We start from the raw sequence: 21149 nt of genomic DNA on the forward strand, positions 1-21149 counted from the left end.
GGGATGGGCGAGGGGGCGGTGGGCGGAGCCTCGGTCGGTGCCTCGGTCTCGGTCGGGTCGGCTGGATCGCCGGATGCCTCCGGCTCGGCGGCGGTCAGCAGCGGCTGGTCCACGGTCTCGCCTTCGAGCCAGCCCGCCTCCGTCCATTGCGCCAGCCTGGCCGGCGCGGCGGTGCACAGCGCGCGCGCCTCTTGCTGGGTCAGCCACTGTCCGTGTGCGGCGCCATCGATTAGCGCATTGGCCAGCGCAGTCACCGAGCGGGCGCGCGGCGGAATCGCGGCCCGCAGCGCTTCGGCGCAGCCGTCGCGCAGGCGAAAGCGTTCGGTACGGACCCGCGCCGCCAGCCGCGGCCAGCCCTGAGGGTCGCGCAGACCGGGCGGCAAGGCGGGCAGAATCACCTCGCCCAGGCGCCGGTGGTAGTAGGCGGCGGCAAAGGCCGCCAGCGCCAGCCAGTGGGGGGTGAGCGGCGGCAGCCAGCCCACCCGCTGCGAGACAGGCCGCAGCTTGTCGGCCGGCACCTCGCTGCAATCGGTGCCCGCCAGCGCGACGGCGACCATCTCGCGCCGTCCGAACGGCACCGCGACGAGCTCGCCCGGACGCACCGGACCGCCGTCCAGCTCGGCATTCAGATAGTCGAAGCGGTCGTCCGCGGGCGTGTCGAGCGCAACCTGCACCAGGGACAACGCCGCCGCGCCGTCGTTGAGACTGAGACGGTCGTTGGCCGGTTCTGCGCTGCCGCCGGCTTCGTGCTGCGGCGGCGGGCTTGCCAGGGAGCGGGACGGGGAAGACACGATCAGCGGAGGGGACGACGGCTCAAGACTTCGGCCGGCACCACGAAGTGCACCATGCACGACAACCCGTCGCCAACGCTGTGCATCGGACGGGCATGGCTGGGGCACGGAAGGGTCGTGCCGGCGGTTGGGTGCGGTGCAACATCAACTTAAAGTAAAACTTCAAATGTGGGGCTAAGTCGATGATAGATGACCAGTTTTCCCATCTCTCCACATCGCCTGTGGATAACTTTGTTGAAAACTTGGGCCAACTTGCCGTAAAGGCGCGCGAAACAAGGCTTTCGGGACCATGACCACGCTCGGAGGGCCGCTGTCAAGCCATGAAAAATCAATGACTTAGCAATATCCCCCGATTGTGTTAAGTGATAACCCGCTCGTGCACTGCGGAAAGCCCATTTGTGTGCATAAGTCAAGCCTTGACAGGCACCGATTCATCGCCAAAGCGCCACGATGGCGCCCGCCATGCGCACGATTCGGCAGCATAGCCTTCGGCCTGGACCGCCCGACCTAGGCGCGCGCGCCGTCGCGCTGCCGCAGCGCCCGGCTGTGCCGATGCACTTCGTCCACCAGCACCGCCACGCTCTCGGGCGGCGTGAATTGCGAGATGCCATGTCCGAGGTTGAAGACATGGCCATCGCTGCCGCCGCCGGAGGCGTAATCGTCGAGCACGCGGCGCGCCTGTTCGCGAATGCCGGCCTCGTCCGCAAACAGCACGGTCGGATCCAGATTGCCCTGCAGCGCTACCCGCCCGCCGGTGCGCCGGCGTGCCGCGGCCAGATTGACGGTCCAGTCCAGGCCGATGGCGTCGGCGCCGCTGTCGGCCAGTTGCTCCAGCCACAGGCCGCCGCCTTTGGTAAAGACGATCACCGGTACGCTCTCGCCCTGGTGCTCGCGCCGCAGGCCGGCGATCACCTTGCGCATGTAGTCGAGCGAGAAGCGCTGATACATGCCGTCGGCCAGCGTGCCGCCCCAGCTATCGAACAGCATCACGGCCTGCGCGCCGGCCTCGATCTGCGCGTTCAGATAGGCGGTCACGGCCTGCGCATTGAGCTCCAGGATCCGGTGCATCAGATCCGGGCGGGCGTACATCATGCCCTTGACCAGCCGGAAGTCGTCGGAGCCGCCGCCTTCGACCATATAACAGGCCAGCGTCCACGGGCTGCCGGAAAAGCCGATCAGCGGCACGCGCTGCCGGCCATCCTGTACCAGCGCCCGCCGGATCGACGCGACCGCATCGAACACGTACTGCAGCTCGCCCATGTCCGGCACCGCCAGCCTGGCGACATCGGCCTCGGTGCGCAGCGGCCGCGCGAAGCGCGGGCCTTCGCCCTGGGCGAACGACAGGCCCAGGCCCATCGCATCGGGGACGGTCAGGATGTCCGAGAACAGGATCGCGGCATCGAGCGCAAAGCGGTCGAGCGGCTGCAGCGTGACTTCGGTGGCGAACGCGGGATTCTTGGCCAGGCCAAGAAAGCTGCCGGCCCGTGCGCGCGTGGCGTTGTATTCGGGCAGATAGCGCCCGGCCTGGCGCATCAGCCACAGCGGCGTGTATTCGGTCGGCTGGCGGCGCAGCGCGCGCAGGAAGATGTCGTTCTGCAGTGCGGTCATGGTGGTCCTCGTCAGCCCGCCATTCTACGGGATCGCCACACTGCGGCCGCGACTATTACCGGTATCGCGATCCGGTGATTCCGCGCACCGTGCCGCCTGGGCTCACTCCTCGTCCAGCAACTGGGCGAAGGCTTGGGCGCCGCGCCGCATCCACTCCCGTGCCCGCGGGGATTCGCTCTGCAGCCGGGCGAAGCCGTGCGTCATGCCGCCCGCCTCGATCGTGATCACCGCAGCGCCTTCACGGACCAGATGGTCGGCGTAGGCCAGGCCGTCGTCGCGCAGCACGTCGTGGGCCGCGACCAGCACCACCGTTGCCGGCGGCGTGGCTGCAGCGCGGCCGGGAATCGACGCCATCAGATGCACGCGGGGATCGGCGAGCGCGGTGCCGTCGCCCAGGCGCGCTTCGCCGATGAACTGCGCCCAGTACCACGCCATTTCGTCCCGGGTCAGGCCGGGCCCGCTGGCAAAGGCGCGATAGCTCTCGCTGGCGAACCGCGGCGCGGTGACGGGATAGATCAGGAACTGCGCGCGCACCAGACCCGGGCTGTCGGCATTGGCCAGTGCCGCCGCCTGCGCCGCGAGGTGGCCGCCGGCGCTGTCCCCGGCGACCGCGAGGAAGCCTGGATCGACGTCGAGCTCGTTGCGCCGCTCCGCCAGCCACCGCACGGCATCGAGCGCATCGTCGCAAGGTGCCGGATACGGGTGCTCCGGCGCCAGTCGGTAATCGACACTGACCACCGCGCAGCCGGTATCGAGCGTCAGCGCCGCAGCGACGCCGTGGTGGGTCTCGTGCGAGCCGACGACCCAGCCGCCACCGTGGAAATAGACCAGCAGACGGGGCCGAGTCACCGCGCTTGGGCGGAACAGGCGCGCATTCAGCGTTCTGCCCGGCAGCGCGATCGGCAGCTCGGACACCGTGATGCCATCGGGGTCAGCGCGACGCGACAGCGCCGCAATCTCGCGAAAGCGGGCGCGCCGCTCGGCCGCGTCGACGGGCACGGGAGCGCCGGCATAGCGCTCGGCGAGTCCGCGATAGTAGGCAAGCAGGTCTGGGTCGATGGCCATGGCGCCGGGGGATCGAAAACGTCGGAGATGGAACGCGGAGGGAAGGCGAAGGGGTGGAATGATACGCGGCGCGCCGCTCAGCCGCGCATCGACTCGATCTTGCTGCAGCGGTCCTGCACCGCCATCAGCCCGGCGCTTTTCGCGCGTGCCAAAGCGTCGTCGTTGACGATGCCCAGCTGCAGCCAGACGCCGCGTGCGCCGATTGCGATCGCGTCGTCGACCACCGGCGGCACATCGGGAGGCTTGCGGAAGATGTCGACCCAGTCGATACGCGCTCCCTCCGCGGCGACGGCCTGGGCCGCGTCGTGCAGCGAGGCGTGGCAACGTTCCCCGAGAATCGACTCGCCGGCATGGTTCGGGTTGACGGGCACGATCCGATGACCGTGCCGCTGCAGGAAGGCGGCCACCTGGTGGCTGGCGCGCTCCGGCTTGTCGGACAGCCCGACCACGGCGACCGTGCGCAGCTTCAACATGCCTTCGATATCGGCCTGCATGGTGTCCATCAGTGCTCCTCGGCGGCGGGGCGGGACGCCCGTTGCGATGGAACACTGCCGGTGCACGCTCGCTGCGTCAACCCCGCCGGCGTGGCGGTGCCAGCAGTGACAAAACGGAAATAGTCATGCACCAGAACGATGCCAGCGTGCGGAACCTAACAGAGTGTGCTTATTTTTGTGGCTATTGCGGCCAATTTGCCGTCTTTTCGCTTTCAAGTACTTGCAAACCGATACACTTTGTTACTGCCATCAGGGGAAGTTTCCCCCACAATGCTTTGACACATTGTGAACTTTGTGACGGCGCCGCAAGCCAGAGAGCCGCAGGCGCCTTGAAGAAAGCCCAGCAGCTGAATGTATTACCGGTGTCTCGATAAACGGCGCGAATAGTTGTGAAAACAGCGCCAGTTCGGATGCCGGTGCTGTGGCGAACGGTACCGAAGCCTGCGAGACAGGCTGTCCACGCAACTGGGACACGCTACACGTCGCCCGACCGAACCCGTTCCTTCGAATTGACCCCTCGAAGGGATTTTCCCGTCCGCGCGGCGCCTCCCCGGCCCGCGCGCTTTTTTTTGTGTTTTTAGCTTTTTGTCAGTGTTTGTCTGACTTCAAACGAAAGCATAGCGCCCCACCACGAAAAAAGGCAGCCTCGCGGCTGCCTTTTTCCTTCGCGCTGACGAAAAAGCAACGCCTGGACCGGCCCTGCTTACTTCTTCCGGCGCAGACGCGCGATGGCCGCCAGCTGGGCAGCGGCGACCGCCAGCTCGCTCTGCGCACGCGCCAGATCGAACTCGCTGCTCTGGTTCTGCAGCAGTTCCTCGGCGGCGCGCTTCGCTTCCTGCGCCTTGGCCTCGTCGAGGTCGGTGCCACGGATGGCGGTGTCGGCCAGCACGGTGACGTGCTTGGGCTGGACTTCCAGAATGCCGCCGGCGACGAACACGAACTCTTCGCTGCCGTCTTCCTTCTCGATCCGCACCGCACCCGGGTGGATGCGCGTGATCAGCGGGGTGTGCCCGGGCAGGATGCCCAGCTCACCCGACTCGCCCGGCAGCGCCACGAACTTCGCCTGGCCGGAGAAGATCGAGGCTTCCGCGCTGACGACGTCTACAAGAATGGTTGCCATGTGAATTCCTTTGTCCAGTCGCTTCGCTTGGAACGGCGGCGCGCCCGCGCACGGTGACCGTGCCGGCGCGCCGTCGCCTGACGAGGCTTACTGGAGCTTCTTGGCCTTCTCGAAGGCTTCGTCGATCGAGCCGACCATGTAGAACGCCTGCTCGGGCAGGTGATCGCACTCGCCGTCCACCAGCATCTTGAAGCCGCGGATGGTTTCCTTCAGCGGCACGTACTTGCCCGGCGAACCCGTGAACACTTCCGCGACGTGGAAGGGCTGCGACAGGAAACGCTGGATCTTCCGTGCACGCGCCACCGCCAGCTTGTCTTCCGGCGACAGTTCGTCCATGCCCAGAATCGCGATGATGTCGCGCAGTTCCTTGTAGCGCTGCAGCGTCTGCTGGACGCGGCGGGCCACTTCGTAGTGCTCGGTACCGACGATCTGCGGGTCCAGCTGACGCGAGGTCGAGTCGAGCGGGTCGACGGCGGGGTAGATACCCAGCGCGGCGATGTCACGCGACAGCACGACGGTCGAGTCCAGGTGCAGGAAGGTCGTGGCGGGCGACGGGTCGGTCAAGTCATCGGCAGGCACGTACACGGCCTGGATCGACGTGATCGAGCCGGTCTTGGTCGACGTGATGCGCTCCTGCAGCTTGCCCATTTCTTCAGCCAGCGTCGGCTGATAGCCCACGGCGGAAGGCATACGGCCCAGCAGCGCCGACACTTCGGTACCGGCCAGCGTGTAGCGGTAGATGTTGTCGACGAAGAACAGGATGTCGCGGCCTTCGTCGCGGAAGCGCTCGGCCATGGTCAGGCCGGTCAGCGCCACGCGCAGACGGTTGCCCGGCGGCTCGTTCATCTGGCCGAACACCATGGCCACCTTGTCGAGCACGTTCGAGTCCTTCATCTCGTGGTAGAAGTCGTTCCCTTCACGGGTACGCTCGCCCACGCCGGCGAACACCGACAAGCCGCTGTGCTGCTTGGCGATGTTGTTGATCAGCTCCATCATGTTGACGGTCTTGCCGACGCCGGCGCCACCGAACAGACCCACCTTGCCGCCCTTGGCGAACGGGCAGACCAGGTCGATCACCTTGATGCCGGTTTCGAGCAGGTCGACCGAAGGCGACAGCTCGTCGAACTTCGGCGCCTTCTGGTGAATCGCGCGCAGTTCGTCCGCGGCGACCGGGCCGGCTTCGTCGATCGGACGACCCAGCACGTCCATGATGCGGCCCAGCGTGCCGTGACCGACCGGCACCGAAATCGGCGCGCCGGTGTTCTTCACGGCCATGCCGCGGCGCAGGCCGTCGGACGAGCCCAGCGCGATGGTACGGACCACGCCGTCACCGAGCTGCTGCTGCACTTCGAAGGTCAGGCCCTTCTCGGCGAACGACGCTTCGTTGCTCTCTTCCAGCACCAGCGCGTCGTACACCTTCGGCAGCGCGTCGCGGGGGAACTCGATGTCCACCACGGCGCCAATACACTGCACAATATTTCCGATACTCATTTCGTATCTCCGATAGCTTGAATTCTTGACGCCCAGTCTCGTCAGTTACACGGCTGCCGCACCGCTGACGATTTCCGACAATTCCTTGGTGATCGCTGCCTGGCGGGTCTTGTTGTAGTCCAGCTGCAGTTCTGCAATCACGTTCTTGGCGTTGTCGGACGCCGCCTTCATGGCCACCATGCGCGCCGACTGCTCGGACGCCATGTTCTCGGCCACGGCTTGGTACACCAGCGCTTCGACGTAGCGGACCAGCAGGTCTTCCACCACCGTCTGGGCGTCGGGCTCGTAGATGTAATCCCACGAGTAAGCGCGCTTTTCCTCTTCGGTCTGCGCCATCCGCTCGGCGGACAGCGGCAGCAGCTGCTCGACCATCGGCTCCTGCTTCATGGTGTTGACGAACTTCGTGTACGCCAGGTACACGGCGTCCACCTCACCATTGGTGAAGGCGTCGAGCTGGACCTTGATCGCGCCGATCAGCTTTTCCAGATGCGGCGTATCGCCCAGATGCACCACGTGCGAGACCACCTTGGCGCCAACGCGGCCCAGGAACTGCATGCCCTTGGTGCCGATCGCGGTGGTTTGCACCTGCACACCGCGGTTCTGCCAGTCGCGCAGCTCGTTGGTGACGGCGCGCAGCACGTTGGTGTTCAGGCCGCCGCACAGCCCCTTGTCGGTCGTCACCACGATCAAGCCGGCGCGCTTGACCTCGCGCGCCTGCAGGAACGGATGCTTGAACTCCGGGTTGGCCGTGGCCAGGTGCGCGGCAATGTTGCGCACCTTCTCGGCGTACGGACGGGCAGCCCGCATCCGCTCCTGCGCCTTGCGCATCTTGGATGCGGCGACCATTTCCATCGCCTTGGTGATCTTGCGCGTGTTCTGCACGCTCTTGATCTTGGTTCGAATCTCTTTCGTTCCGGCCATATCTTCCTCTCCAGTCGTGCCGCGCCGCCGGCTGCCGCCCTTTCAGGCGGACGCCGGTTGCGCGGTCCGTGGAATCACGCGGTTAGAACGCGGCGGACTTCTTGAAATCCTCGATCGCGGCACGCAGGGCAGCTTCGTCGTCCTTCGACAGATCCTTGGTGTCTTCGATACGGTTGACGAGATCGGCGTACTTGGTCTTCAGGTGGTCGTGCAGGCCCTTTTCGAACGGCAGGATGTCCTTCACTTCCACGTTGTCGAGGAAGCCATTGTTGGCGGCGTACAGCGACGCGGCCAGCTGCCACACCTGCAGCGGCTGGTATTGCGGCTGCTTGAGCAGCTCCATCACGCGGCGGCCGCGCTCGAGCTGCTTGCGGGTGGCATCGTCCAGGTCCGAGGCGAACTGCGCGAACGCAGCCAGTTCCCGGTACTGGGCCAGGTCGGTACGGATACCGCCGGACAGCTTCTTGATGATCTTGGTCTGGGCAGCACCACCGACGCGCGACACCGAGATACCGGCGTTGATCGCGGGACGGATACCGGCGTTGAACAGGTCGGTTTCGAGGAAGATCTGGCCGTCGGTAATCGAGATCACGTTGGTCGGCACGAACGCGGACACGTCGCCGGCCTGCGTTTCGATCACGGGCAGCGCGGTCAGCGAACCGGTCTTGCCCTTGACTTCGCCGTTGGTGAACTTCTCGACGTAGTCGGCGTTGACGCGCGCGGCGCGCTCCAGCAGACGCGAGTGCAGGTAGAACACGTCGCCCGGGTAGGCTTCGCGGCCCGGCGGGCGGCGCAGCAGCAGCGACACCTGGCGATAGGCCCAGGCCTGCTTGGTCAGGTCGTCATAGACGATCAGCGCGTCTTCGCCGCGGTCGCGGAAGTACTCGCCCATCGTGCAGCCGGCGTAGGCAGCCAGGTACTGCATGGCGGCCGAGTCCGAAGCGGCGGCGGCCACCACGACGGTGTATTCCATCGCGCCGGTCTCTTCCAGCTTGCGCACCACGTTGGCGATCGTCGAAGCCTTCTGGCCGATTGCCACGTAGACGCAGAAGACGCCCTTGCCCTTCTGGTTGATGATCGCGTCGACGGCGACGGCGGTCTTGCCGGTCTGGCGGTCGCCGATGATCAGCTCGCGCTGGCCGCGGCCGATCGGCACCATCGCGTCGATCGACTTCAGGCCGGTCTGCACCGGCTGGCTCACCGACTGGCGCGCGATCACGCCCGGGGCGACCTTCTCGATCACGTCGGTCAGCTTGGCGTTGATCGGGCCCTTGCCGTCGATCGGCTGGCCCAGCGTGTTGACCACGCGGCCCAGCAGTTCCTTGCCTACCGGCACTTCCAGAATGCGGCCGGTGCACTTGACCTGGTCGCCTTCCGAGATGTGTTCGTAGTCGCCGAGCACCACGGCGCCGACAGAGTCGCGCTCGAGGTTCAGCGCCAGGCCGAAGGTGTTGCCGGGGAATTCCAGCATCTCGCCCTGCATCACGCCGGACAGGCCGTGCACGCGGCAGATGCCATCGGTCACGGAAATCACCGTGCCGGTATTGCGCACTTCAGCTTCGGCGCCAAGGCCCGAGATGCGGGACTTGATCAGCTCGCTGATTTCTGAGGGGTTCAGTTGCATCACAATGCTCCTAATTCTTCAATCCGTCGGCTGTCCGCCATCAGGCGGTCAGCGCGGCTTGCATGGCGGCCAGGCGCGCGCGCACCGAGGTATCCAGCACTTCGTCGCCCACCTTGACGCGAACGCCGCCGATCAGCGAGGGGTCGACCGTCACGGCCGGCACCAGCTTGCGCCCGAACTTGCGTTCGAGCGAGGCAACCAGATCGGTCAGCGGCGCGCCGTCGAGCGGAAACGCGCTGGTGATTTCGACGTCGGCCGAACCTTCTTGGGCGTTCTTCAGCGCATGGAACTGCTCGGCAATCTCCGGCAGCACGGTCAGGCGGTCGTTGTCCACCACCAACTGCACGAAGCGGCGCGCCTCGTCGTTGACCGGAGACTTCAGCACCGACAGGAACAGTTCGGCCAGCTTGTCGCCGGGAACGTTCGGATCGTCGGCCAGCGCCTTGATCTCCGGGGTGGCCGCGACCTGCCCCATTTCCGAAACCAGCTCGGACCATGCACCCAGATTGCCGGCGTTGGCCTCGCTGGCGACGCGGAACAGCGCCTCGGCGTAGGGACGGGCAATGGTTGCGGTTTCTGCCATGATTAGAGCTCGGCCTTCAGTTGGTTGAGCAGGTCGGCGTGGACCTGCGCATTCACTTCACGCTTGAGGATCTGCTCTGCACCCTTGACGGCCAGCACGGCGACCTGGTCGCGCAGCTGCTCGCGCGCCTTGGTGACCTGCTGTTCGGCATCGGCCTTCGCTTGCGCGATGATGCGTGCGGCTTCGGCCTGGGCGTTGCGCTTGATCTCTTCGGCGACCATCTGGGCGCGCTTCTCGGCGTCGGCGACGCGTTGCGCACCTTCGGCGCGGGCTTCGGCCAGGGCCACGTCCACGCGCTTGTTGGCCAGCTCGAGTTCGGCCTTGCCCTTTTCGGCAGCCGCGAGACCGTCGGCGATTTTCTTTGCGCGTTCGTCGAGCGCCTTCACCAGCGGCGGCCAAATGAATTTGGCGACAACCCACCACAGGATGAAGAACACGACCATCTGCGCAAAAAACGTTGCGTTCAGATTCATGGTGTGTTCCTTTCGGTAATCAAACTACAGATAAATGCGCAAAGGCGGCCAGGCTAGTGGCCTGCGCCGCCCGTCAGCATCATGCAGACCGAAAAGATTTACTGAATGACGGCCAGCAGCGGGTTGGCGAACGCGAACAGCATGGCCACGCCCACACCGATCAGGAATGCCGCGTCGATCAGGCCGGCCAGCAGGAACATCTTGGTCTGCAGCGGGTTCATCAATTCCGGCTGACGCGCGCAGGCTTCGATGTACTTGCCACCCATCAGAGCGATACCCAGGCAGGCACCGATCGCGCCCAGGCCGATGATGATGCCGATACCGATGGCGGTCAGACCCTGGATGTTGGCGAGAAATTCTTGCATGACGACTCCTTTAATTTGAGAAGAGACTTAGAACCAAAAAAACCAAAAACCAAAAAACCGGAAATCAGTGCTTGTCGTGTGCCTGGCCGAGATACACCAGCGTCAGCATCATGAAAATGAAGGCCTGCAGCAGCACGATCAGGATGTGGAAGATCGCCCAGACCGCGCCCGCAATCACGTGGCCGACGAAGCCCAGGGCCGACAGGTCGGCGCCGAAGGTCCACATCGAGCCCAGCAGCGCGATCAGCAGGAACACGAGTTCGCCGGCATACATGTTGCCGAACAGTCGCATGCCGAGCGAGACGGCCTTGGCCAGGAATTCGATGATGTTCAGCACCAGGTTGAACGGGGCCAGGTACCACTTGCCGCCGAACGGAGCCGACAGCAGTTCGTGCACGAAGCCGCCCGCACCCTTGATCTTGAAGCTGTAGTAGATCATCAGGATCAGCACGGCGAACGACATGCCCAGCGTGCCGTTCAGGTCGGCGGTGGCCACGGCCTTGTGGTGCGGCAGGTGCACGCCGAAGATGCCCAGCAGGTGGTTCAGGCCATGGACCCAGTCAACCGGGATCAAGTCGATCGCGTTCATCATGGTGATCCAGCAGAACACCATCAGCGCCAGCGGCGCGATCCACGAGCGGTCGCCGTGGATGATGCCCTTGGCCTGGTCGTCGACCATCTCGACGATCATCTCGACGAAGGCCTGGAAGCGGCCCGGCACGCCCGCGGTGACGCGGCGCGCGGCCAGGTACAGCACCAGCACGGCAATCGCGCCGCACAGGACCGACCAGATCACGGTGTCGTAATTGATCACGCTGAAGTCGACCACGGAGGCCTGCTTGCCGCCGATCGAATTCAGGTTCTGCAAATGTTCGGCGATATAGCCGGATGGGGTGAGCGCGTTTTCAGCGCCTTGAGCAGTTGCCATGTCGAATCGAACCGTATATTGCGAAACCTGGTTGACCGGCATTCGCCATCGCGAACGCTCGGTATGCTTCTTGCACCGCCTTCGGCTCGTCGGCCGGTCACCGCAATGCAAGTCGCCTCGTGACTTCCTGACGCCGCGCCAGAGCCGGAGCCGGCGCCACATCCCAATCTTGTTTTCTCGAATCCGGTCCCCAATTGCCCTGAATCAGAACAACGCGGCACCGGTTCGGGGCATGGCGTTGCGCAATTCGACGAATCGAGAATCTATCGAATCGCCAGCGCCACCCAGTACGTCTTCAACGCAAGCAGGAACGTGACCAGCATCGGCACCCAACGCAGCTCGCGGTACAGCACCACCACCAGCACGAACAGCGCGACGGTGGCCATCACCTTGATCGCCTCGCCGACCACCAGCCCGCCGATCGATGCGCGGTCCCGCGCCAGCCAAAGCCGGAAGGCGAAGAACGCGCTCGGCACGCAGCACACCGCGCCGCCGAACAGCGCCGACCAGCCGTACGGTCCGGCCTCGGGCCCGAACAGCGCCCAGCCGATCGCCGACAACAGCGTGACCGCGACTTGCGCCAGCACCACCTTGCCCGGCGTCATCCGCGACGGCCGCAGCGCGCGTTCGCCGAACAGCGACACCGCATCGTCGTGCGTCAGCGGCTGGATCGGCGCGGCCCGTTCATCGTCGAACGGGTCGTCAAACGCGTCGTCGCGCCAGTCGTCCCGGTCCCACTCGTCCCGGCGACGCTGGTCGCCCTGACGCTCGGATGTCCGCTCGGTACGGTCGGTATTCGATCCCGCGCGAGGCGGCTTTGGGTCTGTCGCCACTACAACTTGTCGGTCTGCCTGCTTGCAGTTCTGACCGGGAACTTTTCGTCCTCGGCCAGTATTCAAACCGCACGATTTTACGGGGAATGCGGATAACGAGTCAATCTGCTTACAGTTGCCTTGCAAGGCAAAACACCACAACTCTTGCTATCTCGCTTCGATCATGCTTGCGCGGATATTGCGCGGCAATGACCTGACACGTAATCGGATTGCGTAGCAAAAAAATGGCGCCTGGGGAAGAACCCGGCGCCATTTGCGCATTTGGAATGGGCGATCATCGCCCAACCGCGATCACGCGACCTGTCGGCCCGCGGCCGGATCGCGCAAGCGGGCCAGCACGCCGTCGAGCGCATCGTTGCTCGAAAACTGGATGGTCAGCTGACCCTTGCCGCGCGCGCCGAGCTTGATCTGCACCGGCATGCCGAGCGCGTCGGACAGCTCCTCCTCCAGCCGTGCCACATCGCGCGCGCCCGGACCGGTCTTCTGCTTCAGCGACTTCAGATCGAACGGCTTCAGCGTCGAGGCCACCAGCTTCTCGGTCTCGCGCACCGACAGCCGCTTGTTGACGATCTGGTTGGCGAGCGTGATCTGATGGGCGCCGTCGACGGCCAGCAGCGCACGCGCATGGCCCATGTCGAGGTCGCCCGCCATCAGCATCGTCTGCACCGGCTGGGCCAGATTGAGCAGACGCAGCAGATTCGACACCGCGCTGCGCGAGCGGCCGACCGACTCGGCGGCCTGCTCGTGGGTGAACTTGAATTCGCGGATCAGGCGCATGATGCCCTGCGCCTCTTCCAGCGGGTTCAGGTCCTCGCGCTGGATGTTCTCGATCAGCGCCATCGCCGCCGCGGCCTCGTCGGCCACGTCCTTGATCAGCACCGGGACCTTGTCCAGTCCTGCCAGTTTGGAGGCGCGGAAACGACGCTCGCCGGCGATGATCTCGTAGCGATCCGGCTCGGCCACGCGCCGCACCAGGATCGGCTGCATCAGGCCCTGGGCCCGGATGCTGGCGGCCAGTTCCTGCAGCGCGCCCTCGTCCATCCGCGTGCGCGGCTGGTACTTGCCCGGCTGCAGCTGGTCGACGCGCAGCACGGTTGGCGCGCCATCCTGGCGCGCCGCCTCGACGATCTCCGCCGGGCCGCCCAGCAGGGCTTCCAGCCCACGGCCCAGGCCCTTCTTCTTCGCGGTACTCATGGTGGTGGCTCCTTGCTTGCTGCCGTACGCCGCCTCAGGCGATCTGGCCCAGTTGCTTGACGCGCGCGATCATCTCGGCGCCGAAATCGAGATAGGCCTTGGCGCCCTTCGACGCGGGGTCGAAGGCCACGCCGGGCATGCCGTACGACGGCGCCTCCGCCAGCCGGACGTTGCGCGGGATCATCGTCTTGAACACCTTGTCGCCGAAATGCGCTTCGAGCTGGGCCGACACCTGTTGCTGCAGCGTCACACGTGGATCAAACATCACACGCAACAGACCGATGACCTTCAGGTCCTTGTTCAGGTTGGCGTGCACCTGCTTGATTGTATTGACCAGGTCGGACAGTCCCTCCAGCGCGAAATATTCGCACTGCATCGGCACGATCACGCCGTGTGCGGCGCACAGGCCGTTCAGCGTCAGCAGCGACAGCGACGGCGGGCAGTCGATCAGCACGAAATCGTATTCGCCTTCGACCTCGGCCAGCGCCTGGCGCAGCCGGCGTTCGCGGTGCTCCAGCTCGACCAGCTCGACTTCGGCGCCGGCCAGTTCGCGGTTGGCCGGCAGCACATCGTACTTGCCGGACTCGGAACGCTGGCGCGCCTGCGGGATCGTCGAGAAGCCGACCAGCACCTGGTAGACGCTGTGCTCCAGGCCCTGCTTGTCGATGCCCGAACCCATCGACGCATTGCCTTGCGGATCGAGATCGACCAGCAGCACACGCTGCCCTTGCGCGGCAAGGCCAGCGGCGAGGTTCACCGTGGTGGTGGTCTTGCCCACCCCGCCCTTCTGGTTTGCGATCACGAATACCTTTGCCATGGGTTCTGCAGCTCCTCGCTTGTATTCAGTCGGCGCGCGCATCGCTGCGCTCGCCACGGCGCGACAGCACCACCAGGTGGCGCTGCGCATCCAGTTCGGGCACCGCCAGCTGCGGCACCGCTTCGACCTGCCAGGCCGACATCAGTCCGGCCTGCTCCATCCGCTCCAGTTCGGCCTGCGGATAGACTCCCTTCATGGCGATCATGCGCCCGCCCGGCGCGAGCAGATGGCCCGCCAGCGTGACGAAATCGGTCAGCTCGGCGAAGGCCCGCGACGTGATCACGGCGAAGCCGTCGGCATCGTCGAGCTTCTCCACCGGCCCCCAGTGCGCCGCGGCGTTGCCCAGCCGCAGTTGCGCGCGGCACTGGGTCAGAAAGGCGGTCTTCTTCTGCACGATATCGACCATCAGCACGGACACCTCGGGGCAGGCGATCGCCAGCGGCAGCCCGGGCATGCCGCCGCCGGAGCCGACGTCGAGCACCCTGCCCCGCGCGGCCGGCGCGACCTCAGGGCGCCTGGCCGCCTCCGCCAGCGCCGGCACGGCGGCCAGCGAGTCCAGCAGATGATGCGTCAGCATCTCGTCGGGATGACGGATCGCGGTCAGGTTATAGGTGGCGTTCCATTTGCGCAGCAGTGCCAGATAGGCGAGCAGCGTATCGATCCGGGCCGCGTCGAGCGGCAGCCCGATCGCGGCCAGTCCCGCCTCGAGCCGGCGGCGCTGCGCTGCCTCGTCGACCGCGCCGTGGCGCCGCGCCGGGGATGCGTTCTGACCGCCCACTCAGGCTGCCTCACGGCCCGAGCCGGCCGTCTTGCCGCGGCCCATGCCCTTCTTCTTCAGATGAACCAGCAGCAGCGAGATGGCGGCCGGCGTGACGCCCGAGATACGCGAGGCCTGACCCAGCGTCTGCGGACGGTGCTGGTTCAGCTTCTGGCTCACCTCGAAGCCGAGCCCGCGCACTTCGCTGTAGTCGAAATCGTCCGGGAGACGGGTCGATTCGTTGGCTTCCAGCTTGTCGACCTCGGCGGCCTGGCGGGCGATATAGCCGTGATATTTGATACCGATCTCGATTTGTTCGCGAATTTGCTCGGCCTGCAGCGGATCGTCGCTCAGCGGCTCTGCAGCCGCGTGACGGCCGTCCTGCAGGGCCATCAGCGCGTCGTAGCTGACGCCCGGCCGCCGCAACAGGTCCGCGAGGCTGTACTCGCGCTCGATCGCCTTGCCCAGCAGCGGCACTGCGTCCTCGGCCGGCAGGCTGGCCGGATTGACCCAGGTGCTCTTCAGGCGTTCTGTTTCACGTGAAACAGCGTCGCGCTTGCGGTTGAAGGCATCCCAGCGTGCGTCGTCGACCACGCCCAGTTCCCGGCCGATCTCGGTCAGCCGCATGTCGGCATTGTCCTCGCGCAGGCTCAGACGGAATTCCGCGCGGCTGGTGAACATCCGGTACGGTTCGGTCACGCCGCGCGTGATCAGGTCGTCGACCAGTACGCCCAGGTAAGCCTGATCGCGACGCGGTGCCCATGCTTCGCGCTCTTGCGCGTAGCGGCCGGCGTTGATGCCCGCCAGCAGACCTTGCGCCGCGGCCTCTTCGTAGCCCGTCGTGCCGTTGATCTGGCCGGCGAAGAACAGCCCGCCGATCGCCTTGCTCTCCAGCGACGCCTTCAAAGCGCGCGGATCGAAGTAGTCGTACTCGATCGCATAGCCCGGGCGCAGGATATGGGCGTTCTCGAGCCCGCGGATCGAGTGCACCAGTTCCAGCTGCACGTCGAACGGCAGGCTGGTCGAGATACCGTTGGGATAGAACTCGTTGGTGGTCAGCCCCTCCGGCTCGAGGAAGATCTGGTGGCTCTCCTTGCTGGCAAAGCGATGGATCTTGTCCTCGATGCTCGGGCAGTAACGCGGCCCCACCCCTTCGATCACACCGGTGTACATCGGCGAGCGGTCCAGGCCGCCGCGGATGATGTCGTGAGTACGGGCGTTGGTGTGGGTGATCCAGCATGGCAGCTGTTGCGGATGCTGCTCGGGACGGCCCAGGAACGAGAACACCGGCACTGGATCGAGGTCGCCGGGCTGCTCCTCCATCACCGAGAAATCGATGGTGCGGCCGTCGATGCGCGGCGGCGTACCCGTCTTCAGGCGGCCCTGCGGCAGCTTCAGCTCCTTGAGCCGGGCCGACAGTGTGACTGCCGCCGGATCGCCGGCGCGGCCGCCGGTGTAGTTGTCCAGACCGACGTGGATCTTGCCGTCAAGGAAAGTCCCGGCGGTCAGTACCACTGCGCGGGCGCGGAAGCGGATGCCGACCTGCGTCACGGCGCCGACCACGCGGTCGCCCTCGACCATCAGATCGTCGACCGCCTGCTGGAACAGCATCAGGTTGGGCTGGTTCTCGAGCCGCGTGCGGATCGCCTTGCGGTACAGCACGCGGTCCGCCTGGGCGCGGGTGGCGCGCACGGCCGGGCCCTTGCTGGAGTTCAGGATGCGGAACTGGATGCCGGCCTCGTCGGTGGCGGCGGCCATCGCGCCGCCCAGCGCGTCGACTTCCTTGACCAGATGCCCCTTGCCGATGCCGCCGATCGACGGATTGCAGCTCATCTGCCCGAGCGTCTCGATGCTATGGGTCAGCAGCAGCGTCTGGCAGCCCATACGGGCCGCGGCCAAGGCCGCTTCGGTGCCGGCATGGCCACCGCCGACGACAATGACATCGAATTCTTTCGGGTAAAGCATGGGGGGCACCTCCTCCGGGAGGCTGGAGAGGGAAAAACGGGATGCCGAATTATACCGGCATTCAATGGGCCATTCCGGACACACCTCTGTTCCACGTGAAACATTGTGCTTCCGCGCAGCGTTGTTTCACGAGAAACGCCCCGACCCGCGCGCTGCCCATTGGTTTCACGTGAAACAGCGCCTGTCGCACCCGCCTCATGTTCCACGTGAAACAAAAAAGGCCGGGCGACTTGCCCGGCCTCTTCCACTACACATCGACGGACGGATCACCGCCGCTGTCGCAAGTACTCCGCCACTCGCTCCAGCAGCCGCCCCATATCCCGCTGCACCGTGCCAAAGTTGGCATTGCGCTCGCGGGTCCGCTCGTCCATATAGAGCGGCCGCCGAATCTCGATCTGCAGGCTGTGTCGACGCTCCGCCGGCCGGCCGATCTGGGCGATCAGCTGCACACCCTTGTACGGATCGTTGCGCGCCACGGTGTAGCCCATGTCGCGCAGACCGAGCTCGATCAGTCCGACGAACTCGGGATCGCAGGTCGTGCCATCACGGTCGCCCAGCACGAAATCCGCCAGCGGGTGCGGGCTGACCTTCTTCAGGCGCTCGTAGGCATTGTTCGGCATCGAGTGCAGATTCAGATGCCAGACCGCGCCGAAGCGGCGATAGGTCGCCTCCACCGCTTCCGCCAGCGCCGCATGGTACGGCCGGTAGTAGTGGTCGATCCGGTTCCTCACCTCGGCCACGCTGAGCTTGCGGTCGTAGATCGGGGTCGCGGCATCGATATTGCGCCACACCAGGCCAAAACCCAGCCGGGTCTTCTCGCCCGGCGCGAGCGGCTCGGGCCACGGCGCGTCCAGCAGTGCCGGGTCGAGGTCGTCCGGCATCCGGTTCGGATCGATATAGACGCGCGGAAAATTGGCCGCGATCAGCGTGCCGCCGACCGCCGGCACCGCTTCCCACAGCGCGTCCACGTGGGTGTCCTCGCCTTCGCGCAACCGCGCCAACGGCGCCGCGGCGCCGAAGTCGTCGGGATAGCGGGTGCCGCTGTGAGGCGAATCGCAGACCAGCGGCAGCGCTTCGCCCTCGGGCACACGGCGGACGATCGGTTCGAACGCCGCCGCCATCAGTTCAGCTCGATCTTGGCGGTCTTGGCCACACGCGCGTAGCGGGCCATCGCCTGTTCGATCTGCGCCTTGAACTGCTCGGGTGTGGTCGGCACCAGCGTGCCGCCCGACTCCTCGACCTTGCGCTTGAAGTCCGGGTTCTGCATGGCCTTGTGGATCGCGGCGTTCAGCTTGGCCACCACCGGCGCCGGCGTGCCGGCGGGCGCGACGATGCCGAACCAGCCGCCCTCGCCCATGTCCTTGAAGCCCAGTTCGGCGTAGGTCGGCACGTCAGGCAGTTGCGCCGAGCGGCTGCCACCCAGCACGGCCAGCGCGCGCAGCCGGCCGCCCTTGACGTGCGGCAGCGTCGACGACAGGTTGTCGGTGATCGCGTTGACCTGCCCCGCTACCGCGTCGTTCAGCGCCAGACCGGCGCCCTTGTACGGCACATGCAGCAGATCGATACCGGACAGCATCATGAAGTTCTCGATATTCACATGCCCGAGCGAGCCCGCGCCCGGCGAGGCAAAGCTGTACTTGCCCGGATTCGCCTTGGCCAGCGCGATGAATTCCTTCATGTTCTTTGCCGGCACGCTGGGATGCACCGCAAACACGCTGGGGATCGCGACGACATTGGTCACCGGAACGAAGTCCTTGATCGGGTCATAGCTGAGCTTCGGATAGACCGCGGGGTTCGAGCCATGGGTGCTGACCGTGGCCATGCCGATGGTGTAGCCGTCCGGCGCCGAACGCGCCACCTCGCCCATGCCGAGCGAGCCGCCCGCCCCACCCTTGTTCTCGACCACGATGGACTGACCCAGCTCGCGGCCGGCGTATTCGGCGACCAGGCGCGCCGACAGATCGGTGGAGCCGCCGGCCGCAAACGGCACGATCAGCCGGATCGGGCGGCTGGGATAGTTGGCGGGCGCGGCGCTGGCCGTGGCGGGCAGCAGCACGGCGGCAGCGATGGCGGTGGACACAGCGGACAGCACAAAACGACGACGCGCGGTCATGGCGATTTTCTCCTTGGAATGGCTCATTTCTTGTTTGGGGGACGGCGGCCATGGGGTCAACGATGGTCCCCCGACGCGTCAAGTGTCGGGCAGTTTACCCAGCGTGCACAAACGACTATATTGCACGCTTCCATTACCAAAGTTCATCCTCACAAGGTCCCGAATCCCTGTGAGCGAAGAGAGCCCGCATGCGCCTGCAATCGCCGTCGATGTCCGAGCTGCACGCCTTCGCCACCGCGGCACGGCTGGGCAGCTTCACGCGCGCGGCCGACGAGCTGTGCGTCACGCAAGGGGCGATCAGCCGGGCCATCGCGCGGCTGGAGGCACATTTCGGCCAGCCGCTGGTCCAGCGCAATGCACATCGGCTGGTGCTGACCGCAGCAGGCCGCAACTTCCTGCAGGCGGTGGCCGAGCCGCTGGCGGCGATCGAATCGGCCAGCGCCGCGCTGCTGGCGGGAGACCGGCAGCATCATCTGACGCTGTCCGCGCTGCCCACGCTGGCCAGCGTCTGGCTGGTGCCGCGTCTGCCGGACTTCCATCGGCGTCATCCCGACATCCGCCTGGACTTCGTGCCCTACCGGCGCGACGAGGATTTCTCCGGCCCGGCGCCGGACGCGGCGCTGCTGGCGGGCACCGCCAACAGCTGGCCCAATCTCCAGGTCGACTATGTGATCGGCAGCGAGATGGTGCCGGTGTGCCACCCGGAGCGGGCGCGGCTGCGGCACGAGGCCGGACAGTGGCAAACGCCGGCGGACCTGCTGCAGGAGCCGCTGCTCTTTCACACCGGCGCGCCCGCGAACTGGCAGCACTGGTTCGATGCGGCTGGCGTACCCAACGCTGCGCCCACGCTGACCACGGGATTCGACCAGGTCTCGATCCTGGTGCAGGCGGTCAAGGCCGATATCGGCATCGCGGTGCTGCAGCGCTGCCTGGTGCGCGACGAGATCGCGGCCGGTCGCGTGGTGGCGCCGTTCGACCTGCCGATCCGCCTGACGCGCGGGTATTTCCTGTGCGCACCGCGGGAGCGCCGCGATCACCCTGCACTGAACCGCTTCCGCGCGTGGCTGCTGGAAACGGCGGCACAGGATCCGGACGTCGTGCGGATCCGGGACAATGATTCGCCGGATAGATGACGTATCCAAGTATGAACGCCTGATCATCAATATCGATGATCGCATTCATCGCAACATCGGCGGCTTAAATGACAACGGCGCGCCTGAGCACGCCGTTATTCATGTCACGCATACTTCAACCGATCAGGCCGCCTTCTTCGCCAGCCCGAGATACGTCTCGATGACCCGCGGATCGGCGGCCAGCTCGTCGGCCGGCCCCGCCATCGCGATCTCTCCCGTTTCGATCACATAGCCGTAGTCGGCCACCTGCAGCGCCGCGCGCGCGTTCTGCTCGATCAGCAGCGTCGCCACGCCGGTGCGGCGCAGGTCGTTGATGATGTGGAAGATCTCCTTGACGATCAGCGGCGCCAAGCCAAGGCTCGGCTCGTCCAGCATCAGCAGCTCGGGCTTGGCCATCAGCGCGCGGCCGACCGCCAGCATCTGGCGCTCGCCGCCCGACAGCGTGCCGGCGTCCTGACGGGCGCGCTCGCGCAGCCGGGGGAACAGCTCGTAGACCACGTCCATCTGGTCGAGGAAGTTCTTCTCGCCGGCACGCTTGCGGCGGAAGGCGCCGAGCCGCAGGTTGTCCTCGACGCTCATCGAGCCGAACAGCTCGCGCTTCTCCGGCACCAGGCACATGCCGCGCGCGACCCGGCCTTCGACCGGAATGCCGGCCATGTCGTGGCCCAGATAGGAAACCGTGCCGGTGGACGAACCGGTCGGCGGCAGTGCGCCCATGATCGCGTTCAGCATGGTGGACTTGCCCGCCCCGTTGGGGCCGATCACCGTGACGATCTTGCCCGCCTCGACCGACAGGCTGGCGCCGTGCACCGCTTCGACCTTGCCGTAGCGGACATGCAGGTCCTTCACTTCCAGAATCACGCTCACCGATCGC

20 protein-coding genes and 1 pseudogene are annotated in these 21149 nt (G+C 65.9%); 1 reads left to right on the forward strand and 20 read right to left on the reverse strand.

What is annotated here, in order from left to right:
• From J5T34_RS15015 to J5T34_RS15105, 19 genes and pseudogenes are all read right to left on the reverse strand, one after another.
• Positions 1-791: pseudogene (locus J5T34_RS15015) on the reverse strand (hypothetical protein); the annotation flags it as partial.
• A gap of 507 nt (positions 792-1298) precedes the next feature.
• On the reverse strand, positions 1299-2399 hold the full coding sequence (gene hemE / locus J5T34_RS15020; protein ID WP_208580422.1) for a uroporphyrinogen decarboxylase: 1101 nt from the start codon (positions 2397-2399) through the stop codon (positions 1299-1301).
• Between the two features lie 102 nt (positions 2400-2501).
• Positions 2502-3464, reverse strand: a complete 963-nt coding sequence (locus J5T34_RS15025; protein WP_208580423.1) for an alpha/beta hydrolase — start codon at positions 3462-3464, stop codon at positions 2502-2504.
• Positions 3465-3541: 77 nt separating this feature from the next.
• Positions 3542-3967, reverse strand: coding sequence for a CoA-binding protein (locus tag J5T34_RS15030; protein ID WP_208580424.1), 426 nt, complete (start codon positions 3965-3967; stop codon positions 3542-3544).
• A gap of 694 nt (positions 3968-4661) precedes the next feature.
• Positions 4662-5078, reverse strand: coding sequence for a F0F1 ATP synthase subunit epsilon (locus J5T34_RS15035; RefSeq protein ID WP_149317482.1), 417 nt, complete (start codon positions 5076-5078; stop codon positions 4662-4664).
• 87 nt (positions 5079-5165) lie between these two features.
• On the reverse strand, positions 5166-6569 hold the full coding sequence (atpD, locus tag J5T34_RS15040) for a F0F1 ATP synthase subunit beta (protein WP_174105992.1): 1404 nt from the start codon (positions 6567-6569) through the stop codon (positions 5166-5168).
• Positions 6570-6614: 45 nt separating this feature from the next.
• Positions 6615-7490: a F0F1 ATP synthase subunit gamma gene (atpG, locus tag J5T34_RS15045; RefSeq protein WP_208580425.1), complete on the reverse strand. Its 876-nt coding sequence runs from the start codon at positions 7488-7490 to the stop codon at positions 6615-6617.
• An 82-nt stretch (positions 7491-7572) separates the two neighbouring features.
• The gene (gene atpA, locus J5T34_RS15050) at positions 7573-9114 is read right to left on the reverse strand and encodes a F0F1 ATP synthase subunit alpha (protein WP_174105994.1); all 1542 of its coding nucleotides are present in this window, start codon (positions 9112-9114) and stop codon (positions 7573-7575) included.
• 40 nt (positions 9115-9154) lie between these two features.
• The gene (locus J5T34_RS15055) at positions 9155-9697 is read right to left on the reverse strand and encodes a F0F1 ATP synthase subunit delta (protein ID WP_208580426.1); all 543 of its coding nucleotides are present in this window, start codon (positions 9695-9697) and stop codon (positions 9155-9157) included.
• A gap of 2 nt (positions 9698-9699) precedes the next feature.
• Entirely contained in the window at positions 9700-10170 is a 471-nt protein-coding gene (locus tag J5T34_RS15060; protein ID WP_149317479.1) for a F0F1 ATP synthase subunit B, read from the reverse strand.
• Positions 10171-10268: 98 nt separating this feature from the next.
• On the reverse strand, positions 10269-10535 hold the full coding sequence (gene atpE / locus J5T34_RS15065) for a F0F1 ATP synthase subunit C (protein WP_006579745.1): 267 nt from the start codon (positions 10533-10535) through the stop codon (positions 10269-10271).
• Positions 10536-10599: 64 nt separating this feature from the next.
• Entirely contained in the window at positions 10600-11463 is an 864-nt protein-coding gene (gene atpB / locus J5T34_RS15070; RefSeq protein WP_208580427.1) for a F0F1 ATP synthase subunit A, read from the reverse strand.
• Positions 11464-11726: 263 nt separating this feature from the next.
• Entirely contained in the window at positions 11727-12296 is a 570-nt protein-coding gene (locus J5T34_RS15075; protein WP_208580428.1) for an ATP synthase subunit I, read from the reverse strand.
• 291 nt (positions 12297-12587) lie between these two features.
• On the reverse strand, positions 12588-13490 hold the full coding sequence (locus J5T34_RS15080) for a ParB/RepB/Spo0J family partition protein (protein WP_208580429.1): 903 nt from the start codon (positions 13488-13490) through the stop codon (positions 12588-12590).
• 34 nt (positions 13491-13524) lie between these two features.
• Positions 13525-14307 (reverse strand): ParA family protein, encoded by a 783-nt coding sequence (locus J5T34_RS15085; protein ID WP_208580430.1) that lies wholly within the window; start codon positions 14305-14307, stop codon positions 13525-13527.
• A 25-nt stretch (positions 14308-14332) separates the two neighbouring features.
• The gene (gene rsmG, locus J5T34_RS15090) at positions 14333-15085 is read right to left on the reverse strand and encodes a 16S rRNA (guanine(527)-N(7))-methyltransferase RsmG (RefSeq protein ID WP_208580431.1); all 753 of its coding nucleotides are present in this window, start codon (positions 15083-15085) and stop codon (positions 14333-14335) included.
• Entirely contained in the window at positions 15086-17029 is a 1944-nt protein-coding gene (mnmG, locus tag J5T34_RS15095; RefSeq protein WP_208580432.1) for a tRNA uridine-5-carboxymethylaminomethyl(34) synthesis enzyme MnmG, read from the reverse strand.
• A 266-nt stretch (positions 17030-17295) separates the two neighbouring features.
• On the reverse strand, positions 17296-18150 hold the full coding sequence (locus J5T34_RS15100; RefSeq protein ID WP_208580433.1) for an N-formylglutamate amidohydrolase: 855 nt from the start codon (positions 18148-18150) through the stop codon (positions 17296-17298).
• Positions 18150-19142: a tripartite tricarboxylate transporter substrate binding protein BugE gene (locus J5T34_RS15105; protein WP_208580434.1), complete on the reverse strand. Its 993-nt coding sequence runs from the start codon at positions 19140-19142 to the stop codon at positions 18150-18152. The genes J5T34_RS15100 and J5T34_RS15105 overlap by 1 nt, the downstream gene beginning before the upstream one ends.
• Positions 19143-19330: 188 nt before the next feature.
• On the opposite strand from J5T34_RS15105, the gene J5T34_RS15110 reads away from it, so the two are divergent.
• On the forward strand, positions 19331-20275 hold the full coding sequence (locus J5T34_RS15110) for a LysR substrate-binding domain-containing protein (RefSeq protein WP_208580435.1): 945 nt from the start codon (positions 19331-19333) through the stop codon (positions 20273-20275).
• Between the two features lie 123 nt (positions 20276-20398).
• On the opposite strand, the gene J5T34_RS15115 is transcribed toward J5T34_RS15110, so the two are convergent.
• Entirely contained in the window at positions 20399-21142 is a 744-nt protein-coding gene (locus tag J5T34_RS15115) for an ABC transporter ATP-binding protein (protein ID WP_208580436.1), read from the reverse strand.
• Positions 21143-21149: the final 7 nt, after the last annotated feature.

Origin of the sequence: Cupriavidus gilardii, from assembly GCF_017598945.1 — a bacterium.
Lineage (GTDB): Bacteria > Pseudomonadota > Gammaproteobacteria > Burkholderiales > Burkholderiaceae > Cupriavidus > Cupriavidus gilardii_E.